The 17,820-nt window shown below is 57.6% G+C and carries 21 protein-coding genes, 1 tRNA gene, 1 pseudogene and 1 riboswitch; of the genes and pseudogenes, 12 read left to right on the top strand and 11 right to left on the bottom strand.

From position 1 onward, the window contains the following. Positions 1-401: 401 nt before the first annotated feature. Both C6558_RS26515 and C6558_RS26505 read left to right on the top strand, forming a co-directional pair. Positions 402-1,064, top strand: coding sequence for a hypothetical protein (locus C6558_RS26515; protein ID WP_057225610.1), 663 nt, complete (start codon positions 402-404; stop codon positions 1,062-1,064). 439 nt (positions 1,065-1,503) lie between these two features. Further along, positions 1,504-1,665 (top strand): Thivi_2564 family membrane protein, encoded by a 162-nt coding sequence (locus C6558_RS26505; protein ID WP_107027934.1) that lies wholly within the window; start codon positions 1,504-1,506, stop codon positions 1,663-1,665. A gap of 254 nt (positions 1,666-1,919) precedes the next feature. Here the strand turns inward: C6558_RS26505 and C6558_RS40375 are convergent, their stop codons facing one another. The 3 genes from C6558_RS40375 to C6558_RS26490 form a co-directional block, all read right to left on the bottom strand. Continuing rightward, entirely contained in the window at positions 1,920-2,123 is a 204-nt protein-coding gene (locus C6558_RS40375; protein ID WP_162254176.1) for a hypothetical protein, read from the bottom strand. 62 nt (positions 2,124-2,185) lie between these two features. Then, complete coding sequence (locus C6558_RS26495; protein ID WP_244497509.1) at positions 2,186-2,350, bottom strand: hypothetical protein; 165 nt, start codon at positions 2,348-2,350, stop codon at positions 2,186-2,188. 97 nt (positions 2,351-2,447) lie between these two features. Further along, a tRNA-Met gene (locus tag C6558_RS26490) sits at positions 2,448-2,528 on the bottom strand. Positions 2,529-2,588: 60 nt separating this feature from the next. Between C6558_RS26490 and C6558_RS26485 the strand changes: the two genes are divergently transcribed. After that, positions 2,589-2,822, top strand: a complete 234-nt coding sequence (locus C6558_RS26485) for a hypothetical protein (protein WP_057225604.1) — start codon at positions 2,589-2,591, stop codon at positions 2,820-2,822. A 527-nt stretch (positions 2,823-3,349) separates the two neighbouring features. On the opposite strand, the gene C6558_RS26480 is transcribed toward C6558_RS26485, so the two are convergent. Further along, positions 3,350-5,005, bottom strand: coding sequence for an IS66 family transposase (locus C6558_RS26480; RefSeq protein WP_107027933.1), 1,656 nt, complete (start codon positions 5,003-5,005; stop codon positions 3,350-3,352). Positions 5,006-5,069: 64 nt separating this feature from the next. Next, positions 5,070-5,255, bottom strand: a complete 186-nt coding sequence (gene tnpB / locus C6558_RS41715; protein ID WP_371412305.1) for an IS66 family insertion sequence element accessory protein TnpB — start codon at positions 5,253-5,255, stop codon at positions 5,070-5,072. Here tnpB (C6558_RS41715) and C6558_RS41710 point away from each other — a divergent pair. The 3 genes from C6558_RS41710 to C6558_RS26465 all read left to right on the top strand — a co-directional run bounded on the left by C6558_RS41710 (position 5,192) and on the right by C6558_RS26465 (position 8,536). Then, the gene (locus C6558_RS41710) at positions 5,192-5,518 is read left to right on the top strand and encodes a DUF5372 family protein (protein WP_371412301.1); all 327 of its coding nucleotides are present in this window, start codon (positions 5,192-5,194) and stop codon (positions 5,516-5,518) included. The genes tnpB (C6558_RS41715) and C6558_RS41710 overlap by 64 nt on opposite strands. Before the next feature lie 194 nt (positions 5,519-5,712). Next, a complete protein-coding gene (locus C6558_RS26470) occupies positions 5,713-6,174 on the top strand; it encodes a helix-turn-helix domain-containing protein (protein ID WP_107027931.1) in 462 nt (153 codons plus the stop codon). Between the two features lie 145 nt (positions 6,175-6,319). Then, positions 6,320-8,536, top strand: a complete 2,217-nt coding sequence (locus tag C6558_RS26465; protein ID WP_245449216.1) for a recombinase family protein — start codon at positions 6,320-6,322, stop codon at positions 8,534-8,536. Here C6558_RS26465 and tnpB (C6558_RS26460) read toward each other — a convergent pair. From tnpB (C6558_RS26460) to C6558_RS26445, 3 genes are all read right to left on the bottom strand, one after another. Beyond that, the gene (gene tnpB / locus C6558_RS26460; protein WP_107027929.1) at positions 8,474-8,806 is read right to left on the bottom strand and encodes an IS66 family insertion sequence element accessory protein TnpB; all 333 of its coding nucleotides are present in this window, start codon (positions 8,804-8,806) and stop codon (positions 8,474-8,476) included. The genes C6558_RS26465 and tnpB (C6558_RS26460) overlap by 63 nt on opposite strands. Beyond that, complete coding sequence (locus C6558_RS26455; RefSeq protein ID WP_107027928.1) at positions 8,803-9,249, bottom strand: transposase; 447 nt, start codon at positions 9,247-9,249, stop codon at positions 8,803-8,805. Before C6558_RS26455 ends, tnpB (C6558_RS26460) begins: the two co-directional genes overlap by 4 nt. Positions 9,250-10,107: 858 nt before the next feature. Beyond that, a complete protein-coding gene (locus C6558_RS26445; protein WP_057225602.1) occupies positions 10,108-10,602 on the bottom strand; it encodes a ferritin-like domain-containing protein in 495 nt (164 codons plus the stop codon). Positions 10,603-11,289: 687 nt separating this feature from the next. Here C6558_RS26445 and C6558_RS41435 point away from each other — a divergent pair. Next, positions 11,290-11,424 carry a hypothetical protein gene (locus C6558_RS41435; RefSeq protein WP_256371984.1) on the top strand — a complete coding sequence of 45 codons (135 nt, stop codon included), beginning with the start codon at positions 11,290-11,292 and terminating at the stop codon, positions 11,422-11,424. A gap of 167 nt (positions 11,425-11,591) precedes the next feature. On the opposite strand, the gene C6558_RS40025 is transcribed toward C6558_RS41435, so the two are convergent. Next, positions 11,592-11,768 (bottom strand): hypothetical protein, encoded by a 177-nt coding sequence (locus tag C6558_RS40025; RefSeq protein WP_158268962.1) that lies wholly within the window; start codon positions 11,766-11,768, stop codon positions 11,592-11,594. Positions 11,769-11,831: 63 nt separating this feature from the next. Between C6558_RS40025 and C6558_RS40370 the strand changes: the two genes are divergently transcribed. Beyond that, entirely contained in the window at positions 11,832-12,005 is a 174-nt protein-coding gene (locus C6558_RS40370; RefSeq protein ID WP_164474905.1) for a hypothetical protein, read from the top strand. A 188-nt stretch (positions 12,006-12,193) separates the two neighbouring features. Here the strand turns inward: C6558_RS40370 and C6558_RS26430 are convergent. Next, positions 12,194-12,667 (bottom strand): annotated as a pseudogene (locus C6558_RS26430) (C-5 cytosine-specific DNA methylase); the annotation flags it as partial. Positions 12,668-12,874: 207 nt separating this feature from the next. On the opposite strand from C6558_RS26430, the gene C6558_RS26425 reads away from it, so the two are divergent. Further along, on the top strand, positions 12,875-13,120 hold the full coding sequence (locus tag C6558_RS26425) for a hypothetical protein (RefSeq protein ID WP_038577891.1): 246 nt from the start codon (positions 12,875-12,877) through the stop codon (positions 13,118-13,120). Between the two features lie 611 nt (positions 13,121-13,731). After that, positions 13,732-14,157, top strand: coding sequence for a hypothetical protein (locus C6558_RS26415; protein ID WP_107027926.1), 426 nt, complete (start codon positions 13,732-13,734; stop codon positions 14,155-14,157). Positions 14,158-15,147: 990 nt separating this feature from the next. On the opposite strand, the gene C6558_RS26410 is transcribed toward C6558_RS26415, so the two are convergent. Further along, entirely contained in the window at positions 15,148-15,588 is a 441-nt protein-coding gene (locus C6558_RS26410) for a hypothetical protein (RefSeq protein WP_025428898.1), read from the bottom strand. 232 nt (positions 15,589-15,820) lie between these two features. On the opposite strand from C6558_RS26410, the gene C6558_RS26405 reads away from it, so the two are divergent. Then, a complete protein-coding gene (locus C6558_RS26405; protein ID WP_057210642.1) occupies positions 15,821-16,021 on the top strand; it encodes a hypothetical protein in 201 nt (66 codons plus the stop codon). Positions 16,022-16,379: 358 nt separating this feature from the next. After that, entirely contained in the window at positions 16,380-16,649 is a 270-nt protein-coding gene (locus C6558_RS26400; protein WP_025428903.1) for a hypothetical protein, read from the top strand. A gap of 941 nt (positions 16,650-17,590) precedes the next feature. Beyond that, a riboswitch (TPP riboswitch) is annotated at positions 17,591-17,722 on the top strand. Positions 17,723-17,820 lie beyond the last annotated feature (98 nt).

The raw sequence follows: 17,820 nt of genomic DNA, 5'->3' as shown, positions 1-17,820 counted from the left end.
GACTTTCGCAAGGATCCAGCGCGCGTGAGCAAAGCGGCTCTCTGTCGAACCTTCATCACCAACACCGACCTGAATTTTTCACAAGATCTCACCTATGAACTAGTGCGACGTGGCATTAGCCCCATCGAGTGCAACCAAATGGTTCAGCAACAAAATCAGGCGGCCGCAGCACTCGTCGCGGTGGCGATTGTTGGGACCGCTGTGGCGGTCTGTGCGAACAACGACTGTGGTGGAGGCGGATACACGCCCTACTATAGGGGCAACTGCCAGTATAGCTGGCAATACGATGCCGCGGGGAACAAGTGCGGTAGGCGAAGCGCCTATTCTCGCCCAGGCGGATATTAGAAACTCGACATTAGTCAACGCGCATGTTTCACTTTGATGGAAGGTGACGCACACGAATGGAGGCTGGCATTTTCTGGTTGGTCTTATTGGTCGCAGCAGGTGCTGCTGTTTATCTATTTCAGAAGTCGAGACCTTCTATAGCTCACAAAAAACCGCAGCCTATTCTGCAGGAGTGGGGCGCCTCCGAGAAGGGAAACCCGACGCAGATTTACCACGGCAAAGACGTGACCGTGTTCGAGTCCGATGGTGGATGGAAATTCACCATCGGTGACCCGAACGATCGACGCGAACCGTATTTTTCCGAACCGTATGAGACTGTCGACATAGCGAAGACTGAAGCTCTACGGCACATGAACCGTCTACCCTCGCTACACCAATCGTTACCTGAGCAGCGGCGTGAAAAGCGCCGCCAAAAAGAAGAGGAGCAGCGCGAGGAGTTTGTTTCCAATGAACCGGAAATCATCGCCGCATTGGCGGCTTCCGCTGACGCGGCGGCCAACGTCACCGAACTCCGGAAGATTGAACGCAAAGCCGAAACCCAGCTTCGACACGTTGACCGTGTTGTGGGTTCTATCGCCATCTATGGCTCCGACGAGGCAATTGAGAAGGCGTTGATTGTCCAGAAGGAAGCGCGTGAGTTGTTGGAAAATATCCGCATGCGCGTCGCCGAACTGAAAGAGAAACCCAGGACTAACAAGGCGGGGCCGTCCGCCAGTTAGTTTACAGTCTCTCTTGCTCTGATGGCCTCAGTCTCCCTCTCGATCTCAGCGCAGAGCTTTGCGTCCATCGCCTTGAGGATCGCCAGCTCCTCGCGAGAGACCATATTTCCCGTGGTTTGGCACCAAGCCATGAACTCAAGGTTCGAAACCGGTACTGGCCCAGAGAGCCTCGGCGGCTGCGACTGCCGGAGTTTCCAGAACCATTCCCAAATGAAGGCACCGTAGTCCGGCACGGCGGCTTCGGGGTTCTCTGTCTCGTGGGCCTCGTTCCGTCCGCGTCTGGTCTCCCATCCTTGTCGCGAACGCTGTCATCCCGAGCGACGACATTGAGCGACCGCCTCGGCTAGTGGGTTCTCCATATTTAGTTCTTCCTTTTTGAGAGCTTGGGCATATTTATGCCTTCATTGCAGAGAGGCTCTTTTCTCAAGGATCTGGGCTCATGACCGCCGCTATCAGCATCCTCTTCACAGTCCTTTTCGTCGCCGTAGTGCTCTATCTCGTCCAGAAGCTTCCGATTGATTCGACGATGAAGCAGATGGCTCAGATCGTCATTCTGATCATCGGCGTGGTTTCGCTGCTCAACTCTCTGGGCGTCATCTGATCGGCATCCAGGCAAGGACTCGAGCTACACAACCAACGCGCCCGGCCAAACCGGCACGAGGAACGGCCAGAGCAGCCCCTCGATCGTGCACAACAGGTCTTGCGAGTGCGAGCACCTCCTCGATGTCTGTCGACGACGACGTGGCGTATTCGACAGATCGCATCGGCAACTGCTTGGCGCTGAAATGCGTTAGCTCGTCGAAGCAGGTCAGTGGTATCTGCGAGCCCTGCCAGTTCAGAACCGTCTTGTCGTGCTCAAGGTGAGCGAACGATACCGAGGCGCCAGCCGGGAAGTTCCACTGCTGAAGTCGGGCACACCACCGAACCATGCCAACACGCGGCGATGCCGAGGCCCTGAAGCGAGTTCCTGGTGACGCTGGCGCCGTACCGGACGACGGCGAGTGCGAAGGATGCGACAATCGCCGCGACCGCCGCGAAGATGTCGGCGATCACCAACAAGCGGTGGAATCCCTAATAGTGTGCGAAGTGCAGGCGCATGCTGGTTCCTTTCCGCTGGGGGATTACTCGGCGGGCGTGAAGTTGAGGTAATAAGACTTGCCCGGCTCGTACTGGATTGCAGCGTCTGGATTGTCGACGTTCATCCGATGCTCACCCCAAGGGGTCGCCTTCGTAAAGCGCCCGTCCTCGGACTGGATGTCTTCGGAATAGACGGAGTGAAGGAACACAGTTGTGCCTTCCTTGCCGCTACACATGAATTTTGCGCGTACTCGTGCCGTCGTCGGCCTTCTCCTTCGTTATACTGGATACCGCCGGGCACGGATCTGGTTGCGGCGACAGGGTTCGAACCTGCGACACACTCCAGCTTATGAGGCTGGCGATCTACCGGGCTGCTCTACGCCGACGTATGGAAATCGCTGGTTGAACGGTTAGAGTGCAAATCTGCACAACAGTTCGGGGTTTCCAATGACTGATTCAAAACCGATGATTTTAGACCAGGTCTTGGCCGATTTGATCGGTGACGAAATTGCTAACCGTCATGCAAACGAACTTCGCGCCGTGCTCTCAACTGGTAACGAGATCACTATGCACGGGAAGTTCACCATCGGTCGGGACTTCATCATTTACAGAACTGCGAAGGATGCTAACGGCAGATGGGCGATGACGCCCTTTTCGCACATCGTGCAGTTGATTATTTGACGCGCCCGCAAGCAAGAACGTGGTACACTTCCCACGTTGCCATGCGGCGACAGGACACTTCAAACCCGCCCGTACCGCACGGACCGCGACGCCTCGATTAAGGCGCTTGCGCGTCTCCTTGCCAGAAATACTCGACCTGACACGGCGACGAATGCTGAACCTGCATTCACAGCGCTCCAACTATGGAGGAAAGCGCCATGTCAAATCGTCTTGTTTTCTCTCTGTTCGTCGTCTCGATGAGCATCCTGCTGGTCTGGGCATTTAGACCTGCTACGCCAATGTTCACAGGGTCGTCGCAGACAATTCAGTCTGATACCCAAACTCAGTGACGCAAATGAAGGCGATCACCCAACCGAAGAGACTGCGGTCAGTGGGTGGTCGCGTTCTGCCACGAATTTCTCACATTCTGAGCCTGAAATGAGTGATGAACGTATGCGGCGTCTCCATCCCATTGATTTTGCGGTTGCAGCGGTCAGGTCTATCGCTTGCGGATGTCCTGTGAGCTCATCGAAGAGTCCCGGACGAGCTCACTGTGAGGCGCTGATCCGGCGGTGCGCATAGGCCCAGGGCATGAGGGCGTCGATGTCTTTGGCGAGATGGCCGTTGGCGAGGCTGATGAAGAGATCGCGCAAATAGGCATAGGGCTCGACACCGTTCATCTTGCAGCTTCCGATCAGACTGGCAAACCGGGCCCAATTGCGGCCACCCTCGTCATGCCCGGCGAATAAGGCGTTGCGGCGGTTCATGGCCGGGCTGCGGATCGCGTTTTCGACCAGGTTGGAATCGATGTCGACGCAGCCGTCATCGAGGAAGAGCCGGAAGCCATCCTGGCGTTTGAGCATATAGGCCATAGCCTGACCGAGGTCGGACTTGCGCGAGACGCGCGCGGCTTGGGCGGACAGCCAGGTGAAGAACTCATCCACCAATGGGCGGGACAGGTGTTGGCGGACATCCCGGCGATATTCGGGATCACGGCCTCGGATGCCGTCTTCAATCTTGTAAAGAGCGGCGATGCGTAACAACGCCTCGTCGACGATGGGCGACCCCTTCTTCGGCCTGGCCTTGATCAGTTTTCTGCGGCCATGCGCCCAGCAGAAGGCCAGCTTCAACGGATCGCCGCCCGTACGGTCCGGCGTGGCGAGGTGCGAGTAGCCACCATAGGCATCGACCTGGATCGTGCCGTTGAAGCCGTCGAGGATTTCTGCGGCATATTCGCCTTTACGCCCAGGCCGGTAGTGGAAGACCACGCCAGTCGGCGCAGAGCCGTTCCAGCCGCGATCGTCGCGCAGAACCGCCCAGAGATAGCCAGTTTTGGTCTTGCCGCCTCCCGGATCCAACACCGGGGCCGTGGTCTCGTCGACATAGAGCCTTGAGCTGCCCTGTTTCAGGATCATGGCCATGTGGTCTACCACCGGCGCGATCGCAGCACCCGTCCGGCCCATCCAATCTGCCAGGACCGTGCGGTCGATCGGCACTCCGTGCCGGGCCATGACTGTCGCCTGACGGTTGAGCGGCATATGTTCGGAATGCTTGGACACGGCGATCTGCGCCAACAGGGCTTCGGTCGGCCAGCTACCTTCCAGCAAATGCGCCGGCGCTCTGGCCTGAACCACGCCCGTGCGGCCCTTGGGACACGCGTATTTCGGGCGGATCGTGACAATCACCTGATAGCAAGCCGGAATTTGATCGAGCCGTTCCGTCCGATCTTCGCCGATCCGAACCATGTTGCCGCAACCACAGGGGCAAGCGATGCTGTCGGGCTCGATCACCCGCTCGACCCGCGGCAGGTGCTCAGGCAGCGCGCGCGTCTTGCGCTGTTTGCGAGGGACGTCCTTGCCGATATCGGGTCCGCTCGCCGCGATCTTTTTCTCGACGACGGCGATCTGGGCCTGTGTTTCGGCAATCGCCGTCTCCAGGTCCTCCAGCGCCAGTTCCATCTGCGTTGGATCCAGCTTTTCCGATTTCGGCCCGAACTTCGTACGCCGGTAGTCCTGAACCTGGCCCTCAAGCTTCTCGATCAGTTCCTTTAGCTCGGTGATGAAGGCGTCCTTTTCGGCCACCACCGCCTGCTCATGCTGACGTGCTGCACGCTCGACCGACAGCTCGAACTGCACCGCCGCAAAGGCGTTCAATACCTCGACGGGAAGGTCCGGGAACTGGCTGAGATCGATCGGCTGCGACATGCAGCTTCATAGCAAATCGAAGCAGAAAAGCCTAACAAAACAACGCCAAAACCGAACCGGTGAGTCATCCTGCCGCAGTTGGCGGTGCCACCCGCCGCGCCATCACTCGTCGCCAATCGAGCCCTTCGAACAACGCTTCAAACTGCGCACGTGACAGCCGCATCGTTCCATCCTGCACCTTGGGCCATGCAAAGCTGCCCTGTTCCAAGATTTTGTACCTCATCTGAGAATGCAGCCCCGACCAGCGCAGGTCAGCAGTTAGTGCGGGTCATGCACCCGTTTCATCCCCTTTATGGACAACAGCTTCCTTGCGTCGGCGAGCGAGCTAACTCGCAGGGCAAACGTTTGCTGTTGCAGACCGAGGATGCCACCGTTTGGTCCGTTCCCCCGCAATGGACTGACCTTGTGAGCCCAGATCCTGAAGTTGTCATGGGTAACGGACGGCCGCTCTTGCGGGTCGCCGACTTAATGGAATTGGCCGCCTTGGTGGAGCGCCTTTCCAGAGCACGATGATGTGCAGGAGTTGTAAAGACAAATATGCCGCACATGTAAAGCTGATTATGCCGCATAGGTACTATTTTGATGGAATTATCACCGCAATTACAAGGGATGCATGATGGTAAACCATGAGGATTGCCTTGACGAGACAGCAAACTGCGTCATAATTAACATTACGATTACGTCGCTTCATGTCCTCGGAGCCATCGATGTCTGCGAAGTACGACAGCAAGCGCACAAAGACCGCTGTCCTCATCGAAGAGGGCACGTTCAATCCAACCCCCGAGAAGGTGCGCGATCCAAAGTTTCGGGGCAGCGAGTTCTTCGATCCGCACGACGCCGTGCAGATCAAATACGAGATGCTGCGTCGCGTCTCCATCGACAAGGTGTCGGTGACGGAGGCCTCCGACGAATATGGTGTTTCCAGGCCAACCTACTACCAGGCCAAGGTGAACTTCGACATGGCCGGGATTGCCGGACTGGTGCCGACAAAGCCGGGCCCCCGCGGTCCCCACAAGATCGACGACAAAGTCCTGGCATTTCTGCAGGCGCAGCTCGCCCCAGGAGAACCCGTTCGCGCCCGGGAACTGGCCAAGCTGCTCCGCCAGGAACTCGATATCGAGCTTCATCCCAGATCGATCGAGCGGGTTCTAAAAAAAAGCGGCACGTAAACATTGCCGCGACGGCGGCATGCCCGATCCAACCGTCGACCATCGCGTCCCAGTACGAGGTATTGCGCAAGGCTGCCCTCGGCGCAGCGCTGCCGCTTATGGCCCGTAGCGGCCTGATGCTCTTTCTGCGCCGGGGCATGTGGGGATGGGTACAGGCGCTGGCCGCAACAGCAACCACCCCGCGAGAGCAGAATTACCCATCGTCAATTGCTTGTCCGCTGCACGGCGGACACAGCGCCGTCGTTCACGTCCTTGCGACAATCGCCATGAGCACCAACGATCGGAGGTCACCATGAATGTACATCTCAAAGTCCAGTCTCATCACCTCGAACGCGGCGCCTACCTGTACATCCGCCAGTCTTCCATGCGGCAAGTCGTTGAGAACGTCGAGAGCGCCAGGCGGCAATATGCGCTTCGGGGACGCGCTGTCGCCCTCGGCTGGCGCGACGAGCAGATTATCGTCATCGACAACGATCAAGGAGAGTCCGGTGCATCGGCGGCGTGGCGCGAGGGGTTTCAGCGGCTGGTCAGCGATGTCGGCATGGGGCATGCCGGGATCGTAATGGGCCTGGAGGTCTCCCGTCTGGCGCGCAACAATGCCGACTGGCAGCGTCTGCTGGAGATCTGCGCCCTTGCCGACACCCTGATCCTCGACGAGGACGGCGTCTATGATCCGGCAAGCTTCAACGACCGGCTTCTGCTCGGTCTCAAGGGAACAATGAGTGAAGCCGAACTGCATGTGATCAAGGCAAGGCTGCGCGGCGGCATCCTCAACAAGGCGCGGCGCGGCGAGTTCCGCTGCCCCCTGCCAACCGGGCTGGTCTATGACCATTCCGGCAATGTGGCGCTTGAGCCGGACATGCAAATCAGATCGACGATCGTCCATTTCTTCGAGACGTTCTCTCGCGTCGGATCCGCCTCCCAGACCGTCAAGGCCTTTCGTCAGGAAGGCATTCTCTTTCCCTCACGCCTGCACAACAGCCAGACGGTTTTCCGGCCGCTGACGACTTCGACGGCGATGCGTGTGCTGCACAATCCACGTTACGCCGGAGCCTATGCCTATGGCCGCCGCCGCTATCGACGCACCATTGATGGCAAGAGGATTGTGCGTGAACAAGATAATGATGATTGGACGGCATGTATTCCAGATGCCCATCCCGGCTACATCAGTTGGGAGCAGCATCAGGAGAACCTGAGGATTCTGAAGTCAAACATCTGCCATAAATGGAACGCGGCGGTCGCATCACCGCCGCGGGAAGGCCCGGCGCTGCTGCAGGGGCGCGCCGTGTGTGGGCAATGCGGCAGGCATTTTCGCATGCGCTACGCTGCCCGACGCGGCCGGCAGGAAGCCTGGTACGTTTGTGATCGCGCCCGTAGCGATCGCGGTGAACCCTTGTGCCAGGCGATCGCTGCACCTCCCGTCGACGAAGCCATCGGTATGCTGATCGCAGAGCAGATGACGCCGGCAGCCATCGAACTGGCGATTGAAGTCCGCAAAGAGATCGAAGCGCGACATGAAGAGGCGGATCGGCTGCGCTGTCGCGCGATCGAGCGCGCCCAAACGGAAGCCGATCTCGCCCAGCGCCGTTTCATGCTCGTCGATCCCAATAACCGCCTCGTCGCCGACACGCTCGAAGGCGAATGGAACGAGAAGCTCCGCATCTTGGCCAATGCCCGCGAAGAGCGCGAGCGCGCCCGGGAGCACGATCAATTCATCCTCGATAAAGCCGTCCACGAGCGGTTGGTCGCAATGACGGCGGACTTCAAAAAACTCTGGACCAATCCAGAGACCCCGAACCGCGAACGAAAGCGCCTGCTTGCCCACATCATTGAGGACGTCACCCTCCTCAAACTACCGAAGAGAGGCACAACCAAGGCTCATATTCGCTTCAAGGGCGGTAAAACCCAGACGCTCGTCACCATGAGCCCAAAATCTCCCAGCCAGCAGATCAAGACGAACCCCGACATCATCGAACTGATCGATAACCTCCTCGACAATCATATTTTTTCCGAGATAGCAGAGATGCTCAACGATCAGGGATATCGTCCGGGCTCGGTGACGCGCCGTGACCAGCGTAATGCACGCTTCACAACCAAACGCGTCACCTATCTCGTTCGCGAATACAAGCTGAGATCACGCTATGACCGGCTCCGGGATCGTGGGATGTTGACAAAAAAGGAGGCGGCTGCACACCTCAATATCCATGAACATACTCTCGCCAGATGGGCTGAACACGGCCTCGTCACCAGCCATGCCTACAACGGGCACTACTACCTGTACGAGCTTCCGAAGACAGATTTACCGCAAAAGCAATGCAGTCGATGGAACCAGCTCGTCGATCGCGTCGCCGCTCGTAAGTAAAATGCCAGCCAAGCCAAAACCTTCAACTGAATGCGAAAGAGAGATGCAGTATGAATGCAGATCGTTGTAGGTCAGCACCATTCCGGTGCCATCCCATACCAGGAATTTTAAACGATCCCCGCGCTTCGACCGGAAGACCACGGTGACCCCGGAATGCGGATCAAGCTTCAACTCGGTCTGCACCATCAATGCCAGCGCCTGATGGCCACAGCGGAAGTCCACCGGCCGCGTCGCGATCAGGATCGGTAAGCGTTGGCCCGCGACGATCATGCTGTCCCTCGCATCGCGAGCACCAAGGCCGCAACCCGATCAACCGGCACATCGCCGGGAACCCTCACCACGAGGTCTGCGCCTATTTCTACTGTCATAATCCCTGAAGTGATCTCGACCAGCTCCGGAACCGGCGATGCATCGGCAGCCTCCTTCGGTTCCGTTGCGATCGCCACCGGCACAAAGGCAGGTTCGATAGACCCGTCCTCAATGGCTGGCATCAGTTCGGCAGGCAGCGCCAGAAGACCCTGACGTGCTTGTCGTCGCCAGCAAGAAAGCTGATGCGCAACGAGATCATGACGACGCGCAACGTCAGCGACCCTAACTCCAGGCTGAAGGCTCTCCGCAACAATCCGCGCCTTCACAGCATTGGGCCATCGTCGGTTTCCACGACGAGGCTCGACAATTTCACAGCGCCCAACAAATCCCTCACCATCTGCCATGCCAAATCTCCAGCTCTTGCCGAAAACCTTGTGGCAGATACCTCAATGCTCAGAAACACACGGAATCAATGGGATGTAGGCGGCGCATACTGATGAACAAATCCGGCCTCATCTTCATCGTGCTGCTGTGCATCCTCGTTGGGATCGTACTTAGCCTCATGGCGTTCAAAGAGGATTTCGGATCAGAGACAGCCCCGACACCACCAATCACCCGCTGAACTGGAAACAGTCGAGCCGCCATATTCCATAGGCGGCAATCATCGGGTGTCCGCTCCTTAGCGCTTGTCGTAACTGTTGAGGCTATGCCTCGAAAATCTGATAGTTCGAGCAGACACTTCGAGATATTTCATCCTCGGTCGCCCATTCGGCATCGGAATCGTTGAGTAGCGTTAGAAACCCGCTCTTGCCCTGGATTTCTTCTGGCGATCGATAACCCTGCTCGCACTCCTCGCAGTGTCCGTAGACATCTCCGGTTTCGCTCTCGCGAAAGAGAAAGAGCCGGCCGTTATGACACCTCGGGCATTTGCCTGCGTGAAATTGCGTGCTCACTCACGTCGCCGGCGCGGAAAAAGGCGACCGAAGCCGCTAATTTCATTGGTGCCCCACCAGCTTGTTTACCGTCTGGCGGGGGCCGGAGCTATAGTCGCTCCGACTCTTGCTCTATTGCCGACTAAGCGGCTATCTGATTGCAGACCCGGGAATTGATCCCGGTTCTTCGCACGCGGCTTACCATTTGCCCTGCCTGCGGAAATTGTTACCGGATTCATCCACCTCTCCGGCGGGAGGAAAAGGTCTCGCCACTACCAATGGCGCTGAATATGAAATGGAAAAAGGGCGGTCAGTGCCGCCCTTGTTTTGCTATGCAGCCTTGGAACGCGCCGAGGTCTTGTTAATCGATGTGACCGCCAAGTTGGTGAGCTTGTTGTTCGTCGCTTTCTCCTGGTCGAGGATCTCGCTAAGAAGCTTGTGCGCCTCATCATGGCCGAGGTCCTTGGCCCATTCACGAAGCGAGCCATAGCGGGCGATCTCGTAGTGCTCGACAGCTTGGCAAGCGGCTAGAAGTCCCGCGTCCAGCGCGGTCCCTTCCGCCTCTTTCATCAAACCGTCGGCCTCCTTGATGAGACCCTCGATGGCGTCGCATTTTTCGCCGGATGCCGTCTTGCCGATTGACTTGAAGACCTGCTCCAACTTCTTGATCTGCTCTTTCGTTTCCGAAAGATGCTCCTCGGCCGCCTTCTTGAGTTCCGCGCTATTCGCGGCCTTTGCGACCTTTGGAAGCGCCCTAGTGATGGCGTTCTCAGCGAAATAAACATCCTGCAGCGTATGTTCGAAAATATCAGCCAGCGATTTCATCAATTCTCTCCTTGGCAAATGAATGCAGGGGAGAAAGCTTCCTGCGGCGGAATCGTTCCAGTTCGTGTGTCTAAAATACCGGACACGCGGACGACGGGCCGCAAGGGGTCCGCACGAATATCAAGGAAACGGAAGAGCTCGTCTTTATGCAAGAAAAAAGGCCGGGGCGAAACCGCACCGACCTTCCTCATCATCGCTTACCAACCAGTGCCAGTACATCCGTGGTCAAAAGTCTAAAGCGATGAGGCATTTGCGAGCGGCGAAACTTTCAGCGCTCATAACCAATGCCGATGGCGGGTATATAGGGGGCCAATGTGTTCCAAACAAGTTCGTAACCATTTCGGGGTGTCAGGTACCGTTGAACCGTGGAAATACGACACCTGCCGTATGTCACTGGTTCGTCCATAGTCCTGTGCCAAGACTCCCGCATCCTTGGCGGGTGGTTCGAACCTAGAAGACTACCAATGAAGTTCATTATCGCCGGGGTGGCATCGCTCGCGGCGAGAAAGCAACCTACCAGATCGAACTGGCAGCTGGCCCCCAACGAAGCCGCGGCTTTACCTCCGAGGATAACTCAAGTGGACAGAATAGAAGCGGAAGACCACGTACAGCAAGTGAATGGGAAAGGGCGTCGGCCGCCCTGAGGATCTGTCTTCGAATTCTTGCGCAGAATCTGACGCGCAAGCCGTGAGACCTGCGGTCAAACTCGACCTCAGCGTCGACCTCGGCCGCCCTTACCTTGAGGATATCCATGATATCGATCGCAAGAGGGCGACCATCGACGGCTTTGATGCCAGCGACACCAGGCGTCGCCTCGAGTAAAGCGACCAGCGCCCTTGCAACGGGGCAGCGCATACCCGGCGAAAAGACGGGCGTCACGGCTCCCCTTGCCGTAGGGCGGTTGGTGATGACGGCGTCCGAAATCGCCCAAGACCCATAAGGCTTCAGGAAGTCGAAAATCTCGTCATGCTGGCGACCGTAGGGCTATGTCAGACGTGTTCACCACCCGGCTTGCTCTGCCAGAACATCGGCCATGAGGTGGTTTCCTGCCGCCGGAAAACGTCGAGACCATCCACAGGGAAGCGCTCGAGAAGCTCGGTGCCCCATGGTTCCGTCTGGTAGAGATCGTTCTCGACCCGGGCGTAGTTGGATGCAATTACCGTCACGCTTCGTCTCCCTCGCGGAACAAAAACGGCGCGGGATCAGTTGGCCTCCGAAAGGAGTCCACCATGAGCACGATACCTACGGAACCGATCCCGAAGCCCCCTCCAGAGCTGCCGCCAGGCCTGCCGCCGGACCTGCCTCAGCCACCGATTGAGGAACCCGAGCCTGACGTCCTTCCCGACGAGATTCCCAACCCGAATCCGGATGAAAATGACAAGCCGCCAAAGCACCTGAAATAGCATCGTCATGCAGCCGCCCTCGCCTTGAAGATGCTGCTGACAGCGTCGAGCATGGCGATGTCCCGCATCTTGTTTTCTATCTCAGCGTCGGGGCGCGGGAACTTGGAGCGCGAGCCTGGTCATCCAACCAGTGAACTTCTGGCGCTTTTGTGCTTCGGCCTATTCAATGAGTTCGGCGTAGGTGATTTTCATGCGGCGCCCTTCTGCACTGCCAGGTACCGCGCAATGCGCGGGGACCAGCGCGCACGCGACCGGGGGCGACACGGAGTTGCCGACGCAGGACACCTGCACGGATTTGGAAAACAAGCGCCAGACCGACCCCAAGCCATCTTCCTGATAGTCATGAGCACCGGCGAGAACGCAATCCGGTGGGAAGGCCCCTCCCGCGGCTTCAGCATCCGCATGGCGATATCGACGATGACGAAGAACGCCAGAGACCTCGACCGTGACGAACTCGCGATCGTCCCGAAAGCCCGTGTGCCCCGCATGAAATTGGCGACCTCGCGAGCCCGCTCAGCCTACCGTAGCGTGAACGGCGGCGCAGTGACGGTCGCCTCGACATGACCATCACGGTCCTTCGTGATGGTTCGCGTCGGTTCCGTTTCCGGCTGGCAGTCACCCGTGCCGTAGTGGGCCTGCATGTACGGCGTCACCGTCTGGGCGTCGACGAGCTTCGTGAGGTTTACTTGGTGGCCGTCTTCCTGCTCGCTCAAGCAAATTGAGTCAACGGGTCCGATGATGACATGTGGCGCGACGTGCCCGACGATGCCTATCGGCGCGGCTGGATAAGATCGAAGGCGAGTCGTTAAATTAGCCAAGCCTTGCAGAAAGAAATGACCGCCCTAACATCTTCTGCAGGAGGAAACGCCATGCCGAAAATCGCCGGGCCTAGACATCCGAAATCTCACCCCGATCGTGACCTGCAATGCCAGGAGGCGATCACTGATGAATTCCAGTTTTTGATCGAAAGGATCGAGGCAGCAGGATGGTCGCCCGAAGAGGCCTCATCAGCGTTGATCGAACTGGCCGAAAACCACTATCTCTCGATCAATGCTGAGGCAGAAATGTTTGAGCTTGGCGCCGGCGTCGTGCTGATAGCCCCAAAGCCGCATTGATTGGGTGGAGGCTATCAAAATGCCCGGCACCACATGGCGAAAAGGCGACATGCCGGAGGATGGATCCGTAATCTTTGTCCGCGTCGTGCGTCCCTATCGGTTCAAAATCCACAAATCGAATAGCGAGGGATTTCGACACGGCAAGAAGGGTCGATGGCAGCAAATGAATGAGTTTGGTGGTTGGGTAATTGCCAGCCACCTACCGGCTTCGAATGGTTGATTGAGCTCCGCGATTCAGCGCTCCCCATTTTGAGCTATGCGGAAAGCCTCCCCAAATCTGGTCGTTGACTCTCTGCCTTAATGAGAACATTTGTAGAACCGTTTACTCAGAGGGCATTGAGCATGAGCGACGAGGTTGGCGCTACCAAGAGAGCGGAAAGCAGCCTGGCCGAGCATCTGTGCGAACCTCCCTGCTGCATGAAGTGGGAGGCGTTCGGCTATGCCCACGGACGGTCGGCGCCAAACTGGTATTGCTTCGAACACAAGATCGAATGGCCACCGGCCAAGCGATCCTGACCCACGGCGCTAGGCGGGCGCCAATCTCAGACATGCGGCACAACTCGCCCCGATCGACGATCGGGCACTGAAGAATGCTATCTGGAGTTCAGCAAGTGACGGACCACGCCAAACTATCCTCATTCGTCGCCATCCATCTGGCGGTGATAGACCAATCGACCAAACGCCGCTTCGCAGGAACAGGCGTTTCGCGCCGCCGCGAACAAGACAGCGCCCGCTCAATCGCTGAGGAACTCGTCAGGCATATCCGCATCAACCACCGTATCGAGCGCGCCGGAACTACGGTCGACGATGCCGACGTTGTCGCGCTCGTCGCGGCCGAGCTTTGGAAGCTGCCTAACGCAGTAGCGAAAGACCTCGTCGCCATTGACGCCAACAGGAAAGAGGTCGCCCGTACAGCCATCGTCAATGCGCTGGTCGAAGCATTGACCCGGAGCTACGAATTCACATTCCTTCAACCCGAGTATCGGGGCATGGGGCCGTCGATCTACAAGGCGGCCAATGTTGGCCCACGTCGATAGCGCCTGCAAGGCTTGTCTGGGGGGAGGAACAATCCTCTGAGAGACGCGTTTTTTGCGGACATGCGACGTGCTGTCGAACTCTCGAGCCCCTCCCGCAGGGGCCTATTTTTTTAGCTCGAAGATCGGCCAGCTCGCGCAACGCTTTGAACGACGGATGACGGAGCTTCCCGTCGCTGCTCCATGACCGGTCCCCCTTTAACCGTTTGCAGAACGACACCTTTCTAGCAGCATGGTGGCAACACGTTCCCGACGAGGTGTGCCAGCGTGGTTTTGTCGAGAGCCGCGTAAAGGAGAAATTAGGGCTGCCCTGCTCGATGCGGCGAATATGATCCGGACGTTGCGGATTATCCTGGATGGGAAGGAATGAAGCTTCCCATGTTTGAACAAGAGTCCCCTCCGCCTGAGCTAGTTCGAAAAGGCTAAGGGCAAATCGCTCCGTTTTGAAGTAGCTTTAGCAGCTTCTAAAATTGGAGAGGATCCCGCAATGCCGAACTATATCGCATGCGCCCTAGCTATCCTCACATACTTTTCGTGCACCGCCTCCTATGCTCAGACGACCTTCCAGGTCCCAGGACACCCATTTCGCTCGACTGTGAATTGTGTTCGCGAGGCGCCAATTGGCAAGTTCGACCGCAAGTGCGACATTCCACTAACCGGCTGGCGCTGCGCCGAAGGTCTGTGGCTGCCGATTGTCCAGAGCGGCCTCTAGGTCGCTAGAGGTCCCAGGGCGCACGCCCCTGCCCCAAGCAAAGCAGCGCTCTGGGATCACCTCGATCGGCACGGCCTGGCGGGATGGTTCGGCACAACTCTGTCGATCGTGGCACCTGGTCGACGCATGCGTTGTAAGCAGTGCAGCAACAACAACGGTAACGTGATCCGGGTGCGAAAACACCGACGGTGATTGTCGACCGCAGCGATGGAACATTGTTGTCGCACCCGAGTTATAAGAGCACCCCAACGTATCAGCTCCAAGGCCCCTCTTCCCCGGGTCTATTTTTTGAGCTCGAAGACATCAACGTTCTCGGCCAGCTCGCGCAGGCCTTTGAACGATGGATGCCGTAACTCCCCTTCGCTGGTGATCTCGGTATAGGTGATCTCGGCGACAAATGCCGGCTCACAGAAAACCGCGTTCTTGCGCTTGAGCGCGACCGGCGGCATGTCCGACAATTGCTTGCGAAGGTCGCGGGCCATTTTGTCCGTAAAGCCTGTTCCGACCCCGCATACATAGACCAGCTCGTTGCCTCGCCTCGCCGTAAGCAGCAACCGCGAAATCGCGCCGGCCACCTTCGTCGATGGCTCACATCCGACGACTACAAAGCCGTCGCTCTGGATGCACTTCAGCTTTACCCAATCGCCGCAGGCACCTTGATCGAGAACCGTGGGCGGGTACTTTAGCCAGAGCCATAAGGCACGCACGCCGAACAGATTCACGATACATTAGCAATCGGAACAATGCCCTACCGCACGCGTTTTTAAATGCATAAGCGTTGGTGTATTGTGGAGGCAACCCAACGTGGGCTCCGGACGGTCTGGCTACTCTCCAACCCAAAGACCGTCTGGATCTCCCTCCACGAGTCCAGTGTAATCCCCCCAGCAACGGCGCATACTCTATGCGGGGCAAACGTCGGCCCTGTTCTCCCCTGGGCCGGCTAGGATTAGGGCTATGGGTAAAGCGGTTGGATCTCGCACAGGGATTGTAACGCCTGACGACTTCAAGCAGATCGAATGTGTCTTCCGGGAAATGGTTCAGGAAAGGCACCTCGCCTTTGATAGCGATGAAGCCGTTACGCTCGCGGCGCACCTGATCAGCCTTTTTCAAAGCGGCATCCACGACCACGATGCGCTCAAACAAATGGCTGGTTAATTGGGAGGGTGGCTGCCTGACCCGGCGGGACAACTGGAAAAGAGCGGCCTTCTTTTAGGGCTCTGCGGGAAGACCGCTAGCAATCTCAGCAACGACTAAATATCGAACTAAATCTAATGATTGGCGAGAACAATTCGCATTTAAGGAAAGGGGCGGCTAAGGGGTCGTCTCGTTTCCGCTGTCGTTCCCGCGGCGCCTTTTATAAGCGCCGCATCTCTGTGGGCTCTGAGCCGGATTCCCCGCTACCAGCAGCAGTTCGACGCACGCAAATCTCAACTTTTGCTCACTTGGAGCCAATTAAAGATTTCGCTATCTTTCTCTCGTCGGTGAAGGCGGTAGCTCAAGAAGGGAGGTCTAAATGGCTATTCACTTTGACCAGTCAGGTTTTGAACTCGCACCCGAACAGCTCGATACACTTCAAAGGATATTCGATCGCATTTGCTTCGAAACGAGGATCCCGCGCCAAGACATCCGCGCTGGCCGCCTCGCAAAATTCCTGATGGATGAATTTAGGTTCGGCAATACGGATGAGTTGGCGTTAACAGAGTGCGGTCGCTGGTTCTGTAGGCGGGCGAGCCCAACACGTCGAATTCAGAGCGAACAGCAACCGACCAGTATGCTGCACTAGGCGATGTGTTGCTCAACACCGCAGAGTGACGCGCTGCCCCACTCTCGGCCCTCGACTGGGATCACACTACGCCAGGCATACTCCGGTCAGCGTGGCCGCGCAACGGCCACGCCGTCATCGAGATGCCCCAGAGACAGCTGAAAATATTCCGGATCCGAGGCCCGATCCGATATGCATGTGCTCGTTAATTCAGCGCCGGCGTCGGTCCCCAGACCTCGCGATAGAATCGGAAGTCGGCACGTTCATGTCCGTGCTGCGAGCAGCAGGCGACGGGACTTATCGAGACCAAACATGTCGCCATAGCGATCGAGCGCGACCATGACGGAGGTGAAGTTGCTTGCATTGACCGCCCTTTCGCGGCCGAGCGAATTTTCTGCACAGATATGGCGCCATTCGGATTCCTTTTTATTGGATGCTGGCCATTTTCCGACCAGGCTTGCACCGTGAACCACTCAAAAACGGGGGAAACTCATGGCTCCAGGACGGCGCCCTACTGAGGAGAAATGGTCGAACTGCATGAATCGCCGTGGCTCTCATCGCCTCGGGCGCGCCCGCGCAGGCGGACACGACGGTGTGCTTGGGAAATGTGTGTCACTTCCAGGAACGGCACCAACCATGAAAGGTCTCTGAGCGACATCAATGAAGAAGCGAGAAAGGAATCGCTTGAGAACATTCGAGACCATTGATTGTTGTGGGGCAGACGATGCCTCCACTTGCCTGAGAGCAAAACTCACGCTGCAGCGCCTTTTCTACTAAACGCATGCTCCTTGATGCCTTCCCGCCGCTAGACGAGCGCGAGGCCCGCCGCATTGATGCGCCGGCTCATGTTGCTCCTCTCGGCGCGATACGCGTTGAGTCTAAGGTATGTGGATGACGCTTTAGCCCCGTTGGAAATAGACTAACAACGCTTGACAAAGCACGGCATTGGCCGTTCAACTCGGTTCATTCACCAGGGGAGTCCCGACAAGGGGCTGAGATATTGCTGGGCGGATCGGCTCTTTCGACCGCAGCGCAATGACCCGTTGAACCTGATCCAGTTCATGCTGGCGTAGGGACGGTGGGAACGACGGCAGTTGCGACAGCTCCTTTGCGATCGCGTGGACGTGTCTCTATCTTTCCAGCGCCAAGATCTGGGTCTCCAAACGTCAAGGTTGGAGCCGACCAATGGTTT

Source organism: Ensifer sp. NM-2 (genome assembly GCF_003024455.1).
Classification (GTDB): domain Bacteria; phylum Pseudomonadota; class Alphaproteobacteria; order Rhizobiales; family Rhizobiaceae; genus Ensifer; species Ensifer canadensis.
This window is presented reverse-complemented; position numbering and strand designations above follow the sequence as displayed.